Below are 15,270 nucleotides of genomic sequence, written 5' to 3'. Positions count from 1 at the left end.
TTACTAAGACCTCTTCTATTTAGTCTTTCAAACCTAAACGCTCACCTGCATAAGACCCATTCTGAACACGTTTCCACCAGGTTTCATTTTCAAGATACCATTTTACTGTTTTCAAAATTCCGCTTTCAAAAGTCTCAACCGGTGTCCATCCAAGTTCACGTTCAATTTTGCTCGCGTCGATGGCATAACGCATATCATGACCAGGGCGATCTTTAACGAAGGTGATCAATTCATTAAAATGTGTAAGTCCCGCTGGTTTGTCAGACACTAATTGATCCAAAATTGAGCAAATTGTCTTCACGACATCAATATTTTTACGCTCATTATGCCCGCCAATATTATACGTCTCGCCAATAACACCTTTCGTCACAACCTCATAAAGGGCTCTGGCGTGATCTTCTACAAATAACCAGTCCCGGATCTGAGCACCATCACCATAAACAGGAAGAGGTTTACCGGCTATAGCATTAAGGATAACAAGGGGGATCAACTTCTCAGGAAAGTGGTAAGGACCGTAGTTATTTGAGCAATTCGTTATTAAAGTTGGCAATCCATACGTTCGGTTCCATGCGCGTACGAGGTGATCGCTTGCCGCTTTGGAAGCAGAGTACGGGCTACTCGGAGCATATGGCGTAGTCTCGGTGAATAGGTCGGTGGTTCCATGCAGATCACCGTAGACTTCATCAGTTGAAATATGATGGAAACGGAATACATTCTTTTTCTCATCATCCAGACCGGACCAATAATGTCGTGCTGATTCTAAAAGAGTGTATGTGCCGGTGATATTAGTATCAATAAAGGCCGAAGGTCCATCAATTGACCTGTCTACATGGCTTTCTGCCGCAAGGTGCATCACTGCATCTGGCTTAAACTCTGAAAATATCGCATCCAGAGAGTCACGGTCACAAATGTTCGCGAGGACAAAACGGTAGCGAGGATCATTTTCGACTTCTTTCAGGGATTCTAAATTACCTGCGTACGTCAAACTATCAACCACAAGCACATTGTCGTTTGTTTCAGAGATGATGTGACGCACTACCGCAGAACCGATGAAACCCGCACCGCCCGTTATCAGTATGTTCATTATAAAAGGTCTCACGTGATTAATTTTACGCTTGCACCAGCATTTAGCGCATGACAAATCTGAAGGTCCTTGTGCTCACAGATTAAAATTTCTCTTTAAACTCAGCATTTAAATTGTGCAAACTGGCACAAGGCACCACATTCAACTCCTTATATTATCATATGCTCCATGCCATAAACCTCTAACTTCATCATTTCACCTGTCTAACCTCGAACAATGAGTCATTTTTTAATCAAGATTAAAGACTACTTATGTTTTCGAGATCTTGTCAGAGTGCTTATTATTCTTTTGTAAACTCGTGGCAACCTTTGTAATCGACTAATATAATAGCTTGAATATGAGTACCACAGCGGATTTGTCTCACTTTGCCTCATTAACCTTTTCTTATTGGTCTGAGCATTTGAAAAAATATCCTCCGGCATAGCCGGAGGATTTTCATATGCGCCTGTAAGGCTCTGTTACCAGCCGCGCCCTAACAGGCGCATAGCAATCTGACATTTGCATCCAAATTCGTTACTTACTGCCCGTAAACGGGCTCCCTGGATACGGGATTGATAACTGTTCCCCTAGTTTATCCTGCTCCAGTTGGTGCTTTATGTATTCCTGGATCTTCGATGTATTTTTACCCACCGTATCTACATAATACCCTCGGCACCAAAACTCCCTGTTCCTGTATTTGAATTTAAGATCTCCAAATTGTTCATAGAGCATCAGACTACTTTTGCCCTTCAGATACCCCATGAAGCTCGATACACTCATCTTCGGCGGGATCTCCACAAGCATATGGATGTGATCTGCACAGCATTCTGCTTCCAGAATGTGCACATTTTTCCATTCACACAGTTTTCTTAAAATACTCCCTACAGCACGGCGTTTCTCGCCGTAGAAGACCTGCCTTCGGTATTTAGGCGCGAAAACTATGTGATATTTACAGTTCCATCGGGTGTGCGCTAAGCTCTTTTCGTCCCCCATTGGGACCCCCTTTTGATTTCTTGTTTGACCAATGCAGTTGCCAGACCGCAAGGTGTTTTAACAAATCAAAAGGGGTTTTTATATCCGGCTCAAAGCTGGAAGCTTTACGGAACCCCCAGCCTAGCTGGGGGTTTTCTATAGCCAACAAAAAAAAAGCACCGATTTATTCGGTGCTTTTTAAAGCCCGCTAACTATTTTTCAGTAAACTCTTTCAGCCACGCTTTAAACGCTTCACCCTGTGAGTTATGGCGAATACCATACTCTACGAAGGCTTTCATATAACCGAGTTTGTCGCCACAGTCATGTGAACGGCCGGTCATGGAGAAGGCTTCCACGGTTTGCTTTTTCATCAGCATCGCGATGGCATCGGTCAGCTGTATTTCGTTACCGGCACCGTATGGTGTCACTGCCAGCAGTGGCCAGATGGCTTCGGAAAGCACATAACGGCCGACAACCGCGAGGTTCGATGGCGCATCTTTAAGCTCTGGTTTCTCAACGATAGCCGTCATTGGCGCGCTTTCGCCCGGCTCAACTTCTACACCGTTACAGTTAACGATACCGTATTTAGAAACGTCTTTCTCCGGCACTTCTTCAACCATGACCTGGCTGTTGCCAGTTTCCTGGAAGCGGCGAAGCATCGCAGCAAGGTTGTCTTTACGCAGATCGCTGGTGGAATCGTCCATCAGAACGTCAGGCAGAATAACCGCAAATGGCGAATTGCCGATCAGAGGTTTTGCACACAGAACGGCGTGACCTAGACCTTTTGACTGGCCCTGACGCACGTTCATGATTGTCACGCCTTTCGGACAAATGGACTGCACTTCTTCCAGCAACTGGCGCTTAACACGGGACTCCAGCATGCTTTCCAGTTCGAATGACGTGTCGAAGTGGTTTTCGATCGCATTTTTAGAAGAATGCGTGACCAGAATGATCTCTCTGATGCCCGCTGCAGCACATTCATTAACGATGTACTGGATTAAAGGCTTATCGACGATCGGCAGCATTTCTTTTGGAATGGCCTTCGTCGCTGGCAACATACGTGTGCCCAGACCGGCAACAGGGATAACAGCTTTTAACATTGTAAAGGATACTCCTTGAAACCTATTAGTGTGTAAATCCAGTCAGTTAGAATTCAAACATGTCAGGGAATTCACCGGACTGAAATTGTAAATACAAATTATTTCCCGCAACGCTATTTCTTCCCTGAGTATAGTCCCTGCCATTTACTTTAGGGAGGCCATACTGCTGACTTTAGGACTCCAGCACGATTCTCTGTATTTGATTACGATACCAGTAAGCCGCACGAAACGGTAAGGTAAAGACCTAATTTTAGGAATGTTAAACCTATTCGGTGATTTTATAATCATAAATTGCTGCTTTCGAAAACATCAGTGTCTGCCCATTGAGCGTTGCCCCGGATCTCCCCTGCTCTGTCGAACGGTTTTGCCTAGCCCACTGTTTTAGATTTGAAATTTCATGCCCTGACGCCCATTATTCAACGTGCGGCAAACGCCGCGTAACTAAAGGTGGAAAACGCTATATGGAATGGATCGCCGATCCGTCGATTTGGGCCGGGCTGGCTACCCTGGTAATTCTTGAAATTGTTCTGGGGATAGACAATCTCATCTTTATTGCCATTCTGGCGGAGAAACTTCCGCGCAGCCAGCGTGATAAAGCCCGCGTCACAGGGCTGATGCTGGCGCTCGTTATGCGTTTGCTGCTCCTTGCTTCAATCTCATGGTTATCGACACTCACCCGCCCGCTCATTACGGTGCTGGGTCACCCGTTCAGCGCGCGTGACATGATTATGCTCGTCGGCGGCATATTCCTGTTGTTCAAGGCAACGATGGAGTTGAATGAACGCCTTGAGGGTAAGGATGAGGAGCAAAGCCAGCAGCAACGCGGGGCAAAGTTCTGGCCCGTTGTCGCTCAGATTGTGGTGCTGGATGCGGTATTTTCCCTCGACTCGGTGATTACCGCTGTCGGTATGGTTGACCATCTGGCCGTCATGATGGCTGCTGTATGTATTGCAATCGGGCTGATGCTGCTGGCGAGTAAGCCACTGACCCGTTTCGTCAATGCGCACCCGACTATTGTGATCTTGTGTCTGAGTTTCCTGCTGATGATTGGGTTTAGCCTGGTAGCTGAAGGCTTTGGCTATGCGATCCCGAAAGGTTATCTTTATGCGGCCATCGGTTTCTCAGTCATCATCGAAGGCCTGAATCAGTTGGCGCACTTCAACCGCAAACGCTTTTTGTCATCACGTCGCTCTCTGCGTGAGCGTACTGCAGAAACCGTTTTACGTGTTCTTCGTGGTAAACATGAGGAAGCCGAACTTGATACGCATTCCTCAAATATGATTGCTGACAGTGCTGGCGAAGAGGATGCCATCTTCAATCAGCAGGAACGCCATATGATTGAGCGCGTTCTGGGCCTCGGGCAGCGTACCGTCAGCAGCGTGATGACTTCCCGCCACGACGTCGATAATCTTGAACTCAATGACCCGGTTGAGCTGCTGAAGCAGCAAATAGCGGAAAACCAGCACACGCGTATTCTGGTGACCGAAGACAGCTCTACCGATGAACCGCTGGGCGTCGTGCATGTTGTCGACTTGCTGAAACAACAACTCCTGCAAAATGAGTTAGATCTAAAGGCACTGATCCGCCAGCCGCTGATTTTCCCGGAGCAGCTTTCCCTGCTGATGGCGCTTGAGCAGTTCCGCCTGGCCAAAACTCACTTTGCATTTGTCGTCGATGAGTTCGGTTCAGTTGAAGGCATTGTGACCCTGACTGACGTGATGGAAACGATCGCCGGTAATTTGCCTGAGTCTGATGAAACGCCGGATGCGCGCCACGATATTTCGCAACAGGAAGACGGCACATGGATTGCCAACGGTTATATGCCGCTGGAAGATCTGGTGATGTACATCGCCCTGCCGGTTGATGAAAAACGCGAATATCACACGCTGGCAGGATTACTGATGGAACATACGCAGAGCATCCCGCAGGTCGGTGCGCAAATCCACATCGATAACTATCTGTTTGAACCACTTGAGGTCAGCAGTCATCGTATTCTGAAAGTGAAAATTACGCCGCTCAAAACCGACATGGATGATGATTACGAAGTGTAATCCTCCGTTCAGATGGACATTAAAAAGAAAACGGGACGCTGATGAGGCGTCCCGTTTTTACTGAGTCGTACAAATTGAGGTACAGAAAGATTATTTATTTAATAACTTCTGCACATCGTCTTTTTCTTTGCTGTCTTTGCGTTTATCCACCCAGTTCTGAATGGCGCTACGGGCACTCTGTTCCACTGTCCGGCGCAGGATCTGATCAACCTGAAGCTGATAACCCAGTTGCGCCCACGGCCCGTACACTCGCAGCGGGATATCCGTGGTTTTCAGGGTGTTGATCAGATTGCTGTCGCCTTTCCAGCCACCGGTCACGCGGATCAACAGATTCATATCTACTTTTTCGCCGGCGAGATCAACAGAGCCATCACCTTTTGCGTAAACCATTGGCGACTGGCCTTCCAGATCGTTTAGTTTCAGGGTGCCGTTTTTCAGCTGCCCCTGCGCTTTCAGTGCATCAATCTGGCTGTAATGCTCGTATTTATCCAGCCCCTGAACGCTGCTGGTATTACGGCTGATTGCCTGCTGGATAAGCTGCTGAATATTAAGTCCGTTCAGATGCGCATTGGTCATAGCAAGTTCAGCATTGCCCTGCCAGTTACGCGCAAAGTCTTCTGCAGAGAGCCCTTTTCCGCTCACGTCACCTTTCATAGAGAAGTTGCCGGTCAGCGCTTTCGGCAATCCGTAAGCAGTCAGCAGATCAGCCAGCTCAATATTATTCACATCCGGCGTCATGTGAACCTGAATGCTTTTGCCGGTCACATCCATATCACCTGGCAGGGAAAAACTTCCCGACCCGAGATTGCCACTGAACGTCGGCAGCGCAACCTTACCCAACCGGTTATTAGCATTCAGTGCCAGATTTTGGATCTTCATCCCGCGATAGGTTAAATCCGCTACTTTCAGTGCCAGATTCGCATTGAAAGTCCGCAAAATGCTCAGGCCGTTCGGCTGCTCATCGACATCACGCGCAATGACCGGCGCGGAGGTGATTGATTGGGTGCTCTGCGCCGTCTGCTCAGCAGTTTTAGGCTGCCAGCCGGAAAGCGCATCCAGATCGAGTTTGTCAGCGTTTAAATTGAGCTGATAATTACCGATATCGCCACCCATCGTGGCAGAAGCAGTCCCTGAAATCTGATTATCATTCGCCGTTAACGCCAGCTGGGTGAGTTCCAGTGAATCATTATCGCGCTGATAACTGGCCTGCATCGAACCATTACCCTGAACACCTTTCACAGGGATGTCAGCGCCACTCAGCTGATAAGTGAATTTACTGATCTTAGCCGAAAAAGCCTGCGGATAATGCTGCATATCCACGTCTGCATTCATGGTGAATGCAAGGTCACGCTGATTGCGGTTTATGCGGCTTGAAAGCTGAATGGTAGCCTGACGGTTGTCGTTTTTATCAATTTCCATATTGATATCACGAACGTTTATCTGATCATCATCGCCGCGCTGCCAGATAAGCAGACTGTCAGCAATGCTGATTTTATCGATATCAAACTTCCAGCCAGCTTCAAGTTCAGAAGCTCCGGGAGCGACCGGCGTTGGCATTGAAGGCGCAACAGGTGCATCGGGCTGATTCTCTTCAGTTTCAGGCGTCAGACGTATTACTGCGTTTTTCAACAGTACCTGTTTCACCGCCAGCTGATGAGAAATAAGAGGCCAGAGTTTAACGTCCAGCCGCATGTTTTCAGCACTGACAACCGGCTCTTTAGCACCCGCCGCTGTAAGCGACGTCTGACCGGCAATAATGCTCAGCTGTGGCCAGACATGCCAGCGCAGCGATCCGTTGATGGCCAGCTGATATCCGCTTTTCACCTCGACCCGTTCCACCATGTACTGGCGGAAATCATTCGGGTTGATCAGAAACACCAGCGAAGTCATGCCGGCAATGATAACCACCAGTAAAATCACCAGTGTTGTCAGTAGTCTTCTCATGCCTTCCTCACGTTTTTATCCGTTATGCGGATAAAAAACTGAATCAGTCTTCATCAATACGACTGGCAATTGCGCTTTGCTGGTCGCGGTATTTCGCATCCTGACGGCTGTTATAAGGACGCGCAGCAGAACCGGATAACGGTTCAAAGCTCAGCGCACCAATCAGCATTCCCGGTCGAAGCGCCAGCGGGAGCTTACCTGAATTATAGAACTCGAGAACAATCCGCCCTTTCCAGCCCGGATCAATACGATGTGCGGTTACGTGTACCATCAGCCCGAGACGCGCCAGTGAAGAGCGCCCGTCCAGCCAGCCGACCAAATCGTCAGGAATGGTGACCGACTCATAAGTAACCGCCAGCGCCAGTTCACCAGGATGCAGGAAGAATGCTTCGCCTTCAGGCAAAACAATTTCATCGCTCATCACTTTATCCAGCGCGGCGCTGACTTCGTCTTTCGGGCCACTCAGGTCGATATAACCCGCGTTATGGCCTAGGAAAACGCGGAAGCCGTTACCCAGACGCACATCTACGGTCGCACCGTTAATTCGTTCAACCGGCGGACGGGGTGAAATGCCTAATTTGCCGCTGTCGAGCCAGGCTTCTATATCTCGGTCGCAAAGTCTCATCGTATCTCCGGTATGTTTTCTGCAAATGGTTCCGCGATTAATTGAAGAACTGGCTGATTTTCGCCTTGAGAATATCAATCGCAATGCGGTTTTTGCCGCCGCGCGGCACAATGATGTCTGCGTATTGTTTTGAGGGTTCGATAAATTGCAGGAACATCGGGCGTACGGTCTTCTGATATTGCGCCATCACGGAATCCATAGAGCGGCCACGTTCGTTGACGTCACGTTTCATGCGGCGCATCAGACAGATATCCAGCGGGGTATCGACGAAGATGGAGAAATTCATTTCGTCACGTAAACGCGCATCGGTCAGGAGAAGGATCCCTTCCAGAATGATCACTTTCTTCGGTTTTAGTGTCACCGTCTCAGGCAGACGAGTGTGCTCAATGAAGCTGTAGCTCGGCAATTCAATCGCCTGACCAGACTTCATGGCTTGTAAATGCTGAAACAGTAAATTGTGGTCCATCGCACTTGGATGGTCGTAGTTGGTTTTGACCCGCTCTTCCATGGTCATGTGGCTTTGGTCTTTATAGTAGCAATCTTCCGGGATAACCCCGATGTGCTCATCACCAACCTGATCACGAAGTTCACGGTATAACGTACTGGCGATGAGGCTTTTTCCCGAAGCAGATGCGCCAGCGATACCCACGATGACACACTGATGGAATTTGTCAGACATAAAATTAAAGACCTGATTTGGAAGTTGGAAGGCAAGCACAGACGTGTGCTTTGAACGCGCCAATTATAAGTACAAGACACTGCCTGATGCCAGCGTTAAGGCTGTGTAATCGCTGACATCCGGCAATAATTCACTGAGTTGGGGGATTAAACCGCTCTGAAAGCAATTTCAGTCGGGATAGCGTCACCTCTCCAGAACAATTGCGACGCAATTTTTGCCGCCAGTTCGCGGTAAATTGCAGTGAATTCACTTTCAGGATTAGAGACGACTGTCGGCTCGCCACGATCTAAATCTTCGCGCAGTGAAATATGCAGCGGTAATTGCGCCAGTAATTCACAGCGATATTTCTCAGCCAGACGCTGCGCGCCACCGGTGCCGAAAATCGGTTCGTGATGTCCGCAGTTGCTGCACACGTGCATACTCATGTTCTCGACGATGCCCAGAACCGGCACATGCACTTTCTCAAACATGACGATGCCTTTCATGGCATCCAGCAGCGCGATGTCCTGCGGCGTCGTCACCACCACCGCGCCTGTGACCGGAATATTTTGCGACAGCGTCAGCTGAATATCACCGGTGCCCGGCGGCAGGTCGATCACCAGATAATCGAGATCAGGCCACAGCGTATCGGAAAGCATCTGCATCAGCGCTTTACTGGCCATCGGGCCGCGCCACACCATGGCGTTTTCGTCGGTAACCAGATAACCAATGGAATTGGTCGCCAGTCCGTGCGCCATAATCGGCGACATATGCACACCATCCGGTGATGTCGGACGCTCTTCTTCCGTACCCAGCATATTCGGGACTGACGGACCGTAAATATCGGCATCCAGAATACCGACTTTTCCGCCCTCAGCGGCCAGCGCCAGCGCCAGATTCACAGCAGTCGTCGATTTACCGACCCCGCCCTTACCCGAGCTGACAGCAAGAATATTGCGCACACCTTTAATACCCGGCTGATCGTTAGCGCGTTTCATGGTGGCGATATCGTGACGCAGGTTCCACTGTATAGCCGTAGCGCCGGTGACCCGCAGCAATTCTCCGCTGGTTTCATCTTTCAGCACATCGAAACCGCTGTTCCAGGCAAACGGCAGCGTCAGGTCAATATGTAAAACACCGTCCATCAGCACGCAGTGATGCAATGCTTTTATCGCGAGTAAATCTTTTTGTAATGTGGAATGGCGGAAGGTGGCCAGTACGCCGGTCACTAGTGCGCGCAGCCCTGCGGGTGTGGTCTGCTGTGGGGATTGAGATGTCATCCCGGCTCCTTGAAAACTGGTTATCAGACTATTTATCTACCCATAAGCATAACAGAACACACGTAAGGAGATCCCCCCGTTTGTTTACGCGGGGCGGCGCTTTCGGTTAACATCAATGCCCCTGATTTCAACTACAGAAAGCAAGCTCTTACTATGGCTCAAGTCGCGAAAAAAATTTTGGTAACCTGTGCACTTCCGTACGCCAACGGATCCATCCATCTCGGTCACATGCTCGAGCACATCCAGGCTGACGTCTGGGTCCGTTACCAGCGAATGCGCGGCAATGAAGTGCATTTCATCTGTGCGGACGATGCGCACGGCACGCCGATCATGCTGAAAGCGCAGCAGCTCGGTATCAAGCCGGAAGAGATGATTGCCGAAATGAGCCAGGAGCATCAGAAAGATTTCGCCGGCTTCGGTATCAGCTACGACAACTATCACTCCACGCACAGCGACGAAAACCGTGAGCTGTCCGAGCTGATTTATGGTCGCCTGAAAGAAAACGGCTTCATCAAGAACCGCACCATTTCTCAGTTGTACGATCCGGAGAAAGGCATGTTCCTGCCTGACCGTTTCGTCAAAGGCACCTGCCCGAAATGTAAATCGCCAGATCAGTACGGCGATAACTGTGAAGTGTGTGGCGCAACCTACAGCCCGACTGAACTGATCGACCCGAAATCTGTGGTTTCCGGTGCGACGCCGGTGCTGCGTGATTCCGAGCACTACTTCTTTGATTTGCCGGAATTCAGCGCGATGTTGCAGGCGTGGACCCGTTCCGGTGCACTGCAGGAACAAGTGGCGAACAAAATGCAGGAGTGGTTCGAGCACGGTCTGCAACAGTGGGATATCTCCCGCGATGCACCGTACTTCGGTTTTGAAATTCCTGATGCGCCGGGCAAATATTTCTACGTCTGGCTGGACGCGCCAATCGGCTACATGGGTTCTTTCAAAAACCTGTGCGACCGTCGCAGCGACCTGAATTTCGACGAGTTCTGGAAAAAGGATTCGACTACCGAGCTGTATCACTTCATCGGTAAAGACATCGTTTATTTCCACAGCCTGTTCTGGCCGGCGATGCTGGAAGGCAGCGGTTTCCGCAAGCCAACCAACCTGTTCGTGCACGGTTATGTCACCGTGAATGGCGCGAAGATGTCCAAATCGCGCGGCACGTTCATCAAGGCCAGCACCTATCTGAATCATCTGGATGCGGACTGCCTGCGTTATTACTACACCGCAAAACTGTCTTCACGCATCGACGATATCGACCTGAATCTGGAAGATTTCGTGCAGCGCGTTAACGCAGACATCGTGAACAAAGTGGTTAACCTGGCGTCACGCAATGCCGGTTTCATTGCCAAACGTTTTGACGGCAAACTGGCTGACAAACTGGCCGATGAAGCGCTGTACAAAACCTTCACCGATGCCGCTGAAAGCATCGCTCAGGCGTATGACAGCCGTGAATCAGGCCGCGCAATCCGTGAAATCATGGCGCTGGCTGATCTGGCCAACCGCTATGTCGATGAGCAGGCGCCGTGGGTAGTTGCAAAACAGGAAGGCCGCGACGCTGACCTGCAAGCCATCTGCTCAATGGGCATCAATCTGTTCCGCGTGATGATGACTTACCTGAAGCCGGTTCTGCCTTCACTGTCAGAGCGCACAGAAGCCTTCCTGAATACCACACTGGACTGGGGCGCTATTGCCCAGCCGCTGCTGTCGCATCAGCTGAATCCGTTCAAAGCGCTGTTTAACCGTATTGAGCTGGATAAAGTGACTGCGATGGTTGATGCGTCGAAAGAAGACATTGCGGCTGCGAAAGCACCGGCAACCGGTCCGCTGGCGGATGATCCGATTCAGGAAACCATCACTTTTGATGATTTCGCCAAAGTGGATATGCGTATCGCGCTGATTAAAAGCGCTGATTTCGTGGAAGGGTCAGACAAACTACTGCGTCTGCAACTGGATCTGGGCGGCGAAACCCGTCAGATTTTCTCCGGTATCCGTTCTGCATATCCTGATCCGAAAGCACTGGAAGGCCGTCTGACCATCATGGTCGCCAACCTTGCACCGCGTAAAATGCGCTTCGGCATCTCTGAAGGAATGGTGATGGCGGCGGGCCCTGGCGGAAAAGACATCTTCCTGCTCAGCCCGGATTCCGGCGCACAGCCTGGTATGCAGGTGAAGTAAGAGAGTTTCTGAGTGACGAAAAAGCCCGATGAATTCATCGGGCTTTTTATGATTTTGTAAACCCGTACCCCCCCCAAATACCCTATAGATTTCGGGTGCCAGGAAGGCGGCAAGTGAGAAAGTCCCCGGGAGCTTACATCAGTAAGTGACCGGGGCGCACGAACGCAGCCAACGCATCTGGCGCAAGAAAGATGACGGGTATTTTATTTTGGCCAGTTTGGCCATATGGCTTTCGGATACTCCCTGTCGATATCCGATTTCGCCAGCCCGATATCCTTCAACTGATCTGCACTCAGTGAATGCAAAATCTTGCGGCTTACGCGGCGCTCATTCCAGCCATGTACCACTGCAAACAACTGTTTTAGCCAACTGCCCTTTCTCACCGGCATCTGTACTGCACGTTCATGCACCGCGATATCTGCACAAACCCTTGTCTCACAACCGGCAAACTGCCGTTCTTCAATGATATTTTTCATATTCTGCTCCCGTTGACGACCTGACATCAGGATCTAACAACGGGCAAAAACATTACAGATTCAGTTTTTTTGTATTTCAACCATACAGATCTGGATCTGATGACAGATTCAGCGTTAGATTGTGTTCATCTGTACTGCTTTCTTTGCGCAGGCGTTGAGGAAAAGATAATGAATCGTTACGAAAATCTGGCAAATGTCCTGAGTGATCGCATTGAACAGGGGCTGTATCCGGCGGGTATCCGTCTGCCTTCAGTGCGGGTGTTAAGCAGTGAACATGGCGTCAGTGTCAGTACAGTTCAGCAGGCGTATCGCGTGCTGGAAGAAAAACAACTGGTGGAAGCCCGCCCGAAATCGGGTTACTTCGTGAAAGATGCCCGCATTCAGGCTGCCCTTCCGGCGGTATGTCGCCCGACGCAACGTCCGGTGGACATTTCCCAGTGGGATCAGGTACTGGAGCTGATTACCTCTCCGCATCGTCCCGGTGTGATTCAGTTAGGCCGCGGCTCGCCGGATGTCACTGCCGCCACGCTCAAACCTCTCAGCCGTCTGATGGGGCGCGCCGGACAGCATCAGAATCTGAGCGCGTTTCATTACGACAGTATTTATGGCTCCGAAGACTTACGTGAACAGATCGCCCGTCTGATGATTGACAGCGGCAGCCATATGGATGCCAGCAACATCCTGATCACCACCGGTTGTCATGAAGCCCTGTCTATCGCCATCCGTTCAGTATGTGAACACGGCGATATCGTGGCGGTGGACTCCCCGAGTTTTCACGGCGCAATGCAGACTCTGAAAGGCTTTGGCATGAAAGCGCTGGAAATCCCTACCGATCCGGTTACCGGAATCAGTCTGGAAGCACTGGAGATGGCGCTGGAGCAGTGGCCGATTAAAGCCATACAGCTGACGCCCAACTGTAATAATCCGCTCGGTTACAACATGCCGGATGACCGTAAAAAAAGCCTGTTGCGTCTGGCGCAACGCTACGATATCGCAATTATTGAAGACGATGTTTACGGTGAACTGGCCTATCAGTATCCGCGCCCGGCGACCATTACCTCGTTTGATGAAGATGGCCGCGTGCTGCTGTGCAGCTCGTTTTCCAAAACGCTGGCGCCCGGTTTGCGCGTCGGCTGGATTGCGCCGGGCCGTTATCATGACCGCGCCCTGCACATGAAATACATCACCACCGGCGCATCAGCCACGTTGCCGCAAATCGCCATCGCGGATTTCATCAAACAGGGGCATTATCTGCAACACATGCGCCGCATGCGTAATCAGTACCAGCGCAATCTGTGCACCATGACCGACTGGGTGATGAAATATTTCCCATGTGGCACGCGTGTCAGCCGTCCGCAGGGAGGATTTCTGTTGTGGATCGAACTCGACGAACGCGTGGATACGCAGCGGCTGAACCGGCTGCTGGAAGAACATTTAGTGCAAATCGCCATCGGTTCGATATTCTCTGCCTCAGGGAAATATCGCAATTGTCTGCGCATCAACTATGCCCAGACGCTGACGGCGAAAACTGAGCGCGCCGTTCAGCAGGTTGGCCTGACCATTTCACAGATGCTGGAAAACTGCTAAACGCCATCCGGAGAGATTTTTACCGTGCAGATAGAACCGTTACCGCCACTCAACACGCTGGTGGCTTTTGAATGCGTGGCGCGTTATTGCAGTTTTTCAAGGGCAGCGGACGAGCTGAATCTCACCCAAAGCGCCATCAGCCGGCAGATTATCCAGCTGGAAGAAATGCTGGGTTGTAAGCTTTTCCAGCGTGCCCAGCGGAAAACCACGCTGACACCGCGCGGGGAAACCTATGCCCAGCAGGTGCGAAAGCTGCTGGGGGATATTTCACAATCCACCGCTGAGGTGATGGGCTGGAACGGTTTACCGCAGGTCACGCTGGCCTGCACCAGCGCCATGAGTGGTCTGTGGCTTTCATCCCGTCTCTCGTCTTTGCGCCAGCTTCTGCCGGACCTGCAAATCCGCATGAAGATTTCCGACAGCTTTTCTGATCTCAAGTCATCAGAATTCGATCTGGCTATCTTCTATCTGCGCGAGCCGCCGCCCGGTTATCACGTACAGGCGTTGTTCGATGAAGTGTGCTATCCGATGTGTTCACCGGAATTTCTCAAACGCCTGCCGCCTGATGCCAGCGCCGCCGATTTACTCGAACAAACCTTGCTTATACAGGATGACCCGCAGCGCGAATGGACCGGCTGGCGCGACTGGTTTGCCTCACAGGAGGTGAGTTTCGTGACGCCGCGCAGAACCTGGCGCGCCAATAACTATCCGTTTCTGGTGCAGTCAGCGGTGCTCGGAGATGGAATTTTGCTGGGCTGGGAAGGACTGGTGCAGGATTACGTTAACAGTGGTCAGCTGGTTGCGGCGCATCCCGGCAAACTGGCTGCTGCCGGAAAATGCTACATGCTGACGCCTCAGGACAGGTTCCTGAAACCTGTGGTGCATAAAGTGATTAACTGGCTAAAACAGCCTTAAGCGAATAAATTTGCCAGACCAGATATCCGGTCTGGCGAAGAATATTCAGCAGGATTGACGAGACCACGATCACAGTGTTTTATAAAAAATAATAATAATCCGACATCATAATAAAATATTATGAATTGACATCAGCCGGCGGGATTTTATTTTTCTCCAGATATCTGCGTTTTCTCGCAGAATTCATACCAATTAATGTAAACAACAGCCAGCATGACTGTGAAATACAGGATGCAAGGTTAAAATCATGGCTTAACGAATACAGGCCAAACACACCGCCGATTATATTAAGATAGGCGTAACTGTTAGCATCAACCGCTAGCCTGCGCATCTGAACCAGCGCATAAGCCAGAAGGTAGCAAAACACGCCAATTAAGCCGACAACCGTATGCAGTTCCACGGGTCCCTTTCCTTT

At 50.4% G+C, this 15,270-nt stretch carries 13 protein-coding genes; 4 read left to right on the top strand and 9 right to left on the bottom strand.

From position 1 onward, the window contains the following. Positions 1 to 19: 19 nt before the first annotated feature. The 3 genes from rfbB to galU all read right to left on the bottom strand — a co-directional run bounded on the left by rfbB (position 20) and on the right by galU (position 3,135). Positions 20 to 1,087 carry a dTDP-glucose 4,6-dehydratase gene (gene rfbB / locus EC840_RS02415; RefSeq protein WP_132964098.1) on the bottom strand — a complete coding sequence of 356 codons (1,068 nt, stop codon included), beginning with the start codon at positions 1,085 to 1,087 and terminating at the stop codon, positions 20 to 22. A 510-nt stretch (positions 1,088 to 1,597) separates the two neighbouring features. After that, positions 1,598 to 2,056: an IS200/IS605-like element IS1541D family transposase gene (gene tnpA / locus EC840_RS02410; RefSeq protein WP_132963895.1), complete on the bottom strand. Its 459-nt coding sequence runs from the start codon at positions 2,054 to 2,056 to the stop codon at positions 1,598 to 1,600. Between the two features lie 191 nt (positions 2,057 to 2,247). Further along, entirely contained in the window at positions 2,248 to 3,135 is an 888-nt protein-coding gene (gene galU, locus EC840_RS02400; protein ID WP_132963894.1) for a UTP--glucose-1-phosphate uridylyltransferase GalU, read from the bottom strand. A gap of 461 nt (positions 3,136 to 3,596) precedes the next feature. Here galU and EC840_RS02395 point away from each other — a divergent pair, with 461 nt between their 5' ends. Next, positions 3,597 to 5,186: a TerC family protein gene (locus tag EC840_RS02395; RefSeq protein WP_129638658.1), complete on the top strand. Its 1,590-nt coding sequence runs from the start codon at positions 3,597 to 3,599 to the stop codon at positions 5,184 to 5,186. A 90-nt stretch (positions 5,187 to 5,276) separates the two neighbouring features. Here the strand turns inward: EC840_RS02395 and asmA are convergent, their stop codons facing one another. From asmA to apbC, 4 genes are all read right to left on the bottom strand, one after another. Next, a complete protein-coding gene (gene asmA / locus EC840_RS02390; RefSeq protein ID WP_132963893.1) occupies positions 5,277 to 7,130 on the bottom strand; it encodes an outer membrane assembly protein AsmA in 1,854 nt (617 codons plus the stop codon). A 43-nt stretch (positions 7,131 to 7,173) separates the two neighbouring features. After that, positions 7,174 to 7,755, bottom strand: a complete 582-nt coding sequence (gene dcd, locus EC840_RS02385) for a dCTP deaminase (RefSeq protein WP_112290978.1) — start codon at positions 7,753 to 7,755, stop codon at positions 7,174 to 7,176. A gap of 37 nt (positions 7,756 to 7,792) precedes the next feature. Continuing rightward, positions 7,793 to 8,434, bottom strand: coding sequence for a uridine kinase (gene udk, locus EC840_RS02380; protein ID WP_013575064.1), 642 nt, complete (start codon positions 8,432 to 8,434; stop codon positions 7,793 to 7,795). A 146-nt stretch (positions 8,435 to 8,580) separates the two neighbouring features. Then, complete coding sequence (gene apbC / locus EC840_RS02375; protein WP_132963892.1) at positions 8,581 to 9,693, bottom strand: iron-sulfur cluster carrier protein ApbC; 1,113 nt, start codon at positions 9,691 to 9,693, stop codon at positions 8,581 to 8,583. Between the two features lie 111 nt (positions 9,694 to 9,804). Here apbC and metG point away from each other — a divergent pair, with 111 nt between their 5' ends. Further along, positions 9,805 to 11,877, top strand: coding sequence for a methionine--tRNA ligase (metG, locus tag EC840_RS02370; protein WP_279432762.1), 2,073 nt, complete (start codon positions 9,805 to 9,807; stop codon positions 11,875 to 11,877). 203 nt (positions 11,878 to 12,080) lie between these two features. Here the strand turns inward: metG and EC840_RS02365 are convergent, their stop codons facing one another. Next, the gene (locus tag EC840_RS02365) at positions 12,081 to 12,353 is read right to left on the bottom strand and encodes a DUF1127 domain-containing protein (protein WP_132963890.1); all 273 of its coding nucleotides are present in this window, start codon (positions 12,351 to 12,353) and stop codon (positions 12,081 to 12,083) included. Positions 12,354 to 12,521: 168 nt separating this feature from the next. Here EC840_RS02365 and EC840_RS02360 point away from each other — a divergent pair, with 168 nt between their 5' ends. After that, the gene (locus EC840_RS02360) at positions 12,522 to 13,940 is read left to right on the top strand and encodes a PLP-dependent aminotransferase family protein (RefSeq protein WP_112291991.1); all 1,419 of its coding nucleotides are present in this window, start codon (positions 12,522 to 12,524) and stop codon (positions 13,938 to 13,940) included. Between the two features lie 24 nt (positions 13,941 to 13,964). Further along, a complete protein-coding gene (locus EC840_RS02355; protein WP_132963889.1) occupies positions 13,965 to 14,855 on the top strand; it encodes a LysR substrate-binding domain-containing protein in 891 nt (296 codons plus the stop codon). 118 nt (positions 14,856 to 14,973) lie between these two features. Here EC840_RS02355 and EC840_RS02350 read toward each other — a convergent pair whose 3' ends face one another. After that, positions 14,974 to 15,255: a hypothetical protein gene (locus EC840_RS02350; RefSeq protein WP_013575058.1), complete on the bottom strand. Its 282-nt coding sequence runs from the start codon at positions 15,253 to 15,255 to the stop codon at positions 14,974 to 14,976. Positions 15,256 to 15,270 lie beyond the last annotated feature (15 nt).

The sequence above is a fragment of the Rahnella sp. JUb53 genome (assembly GCF_004346065.1).
Taxonomy (GTDB): domain Bacteria; phylum Pseudomonadota; class Gammaproteobacteria; order Enterobacterales; family Enterobacteriaceae; genus Rahnella; species Rahnella variigena.
Note: the sequence above shows the minus strand (reverse complement) of the source record. Positions and strands in the feature narration are given on the sequence as shown.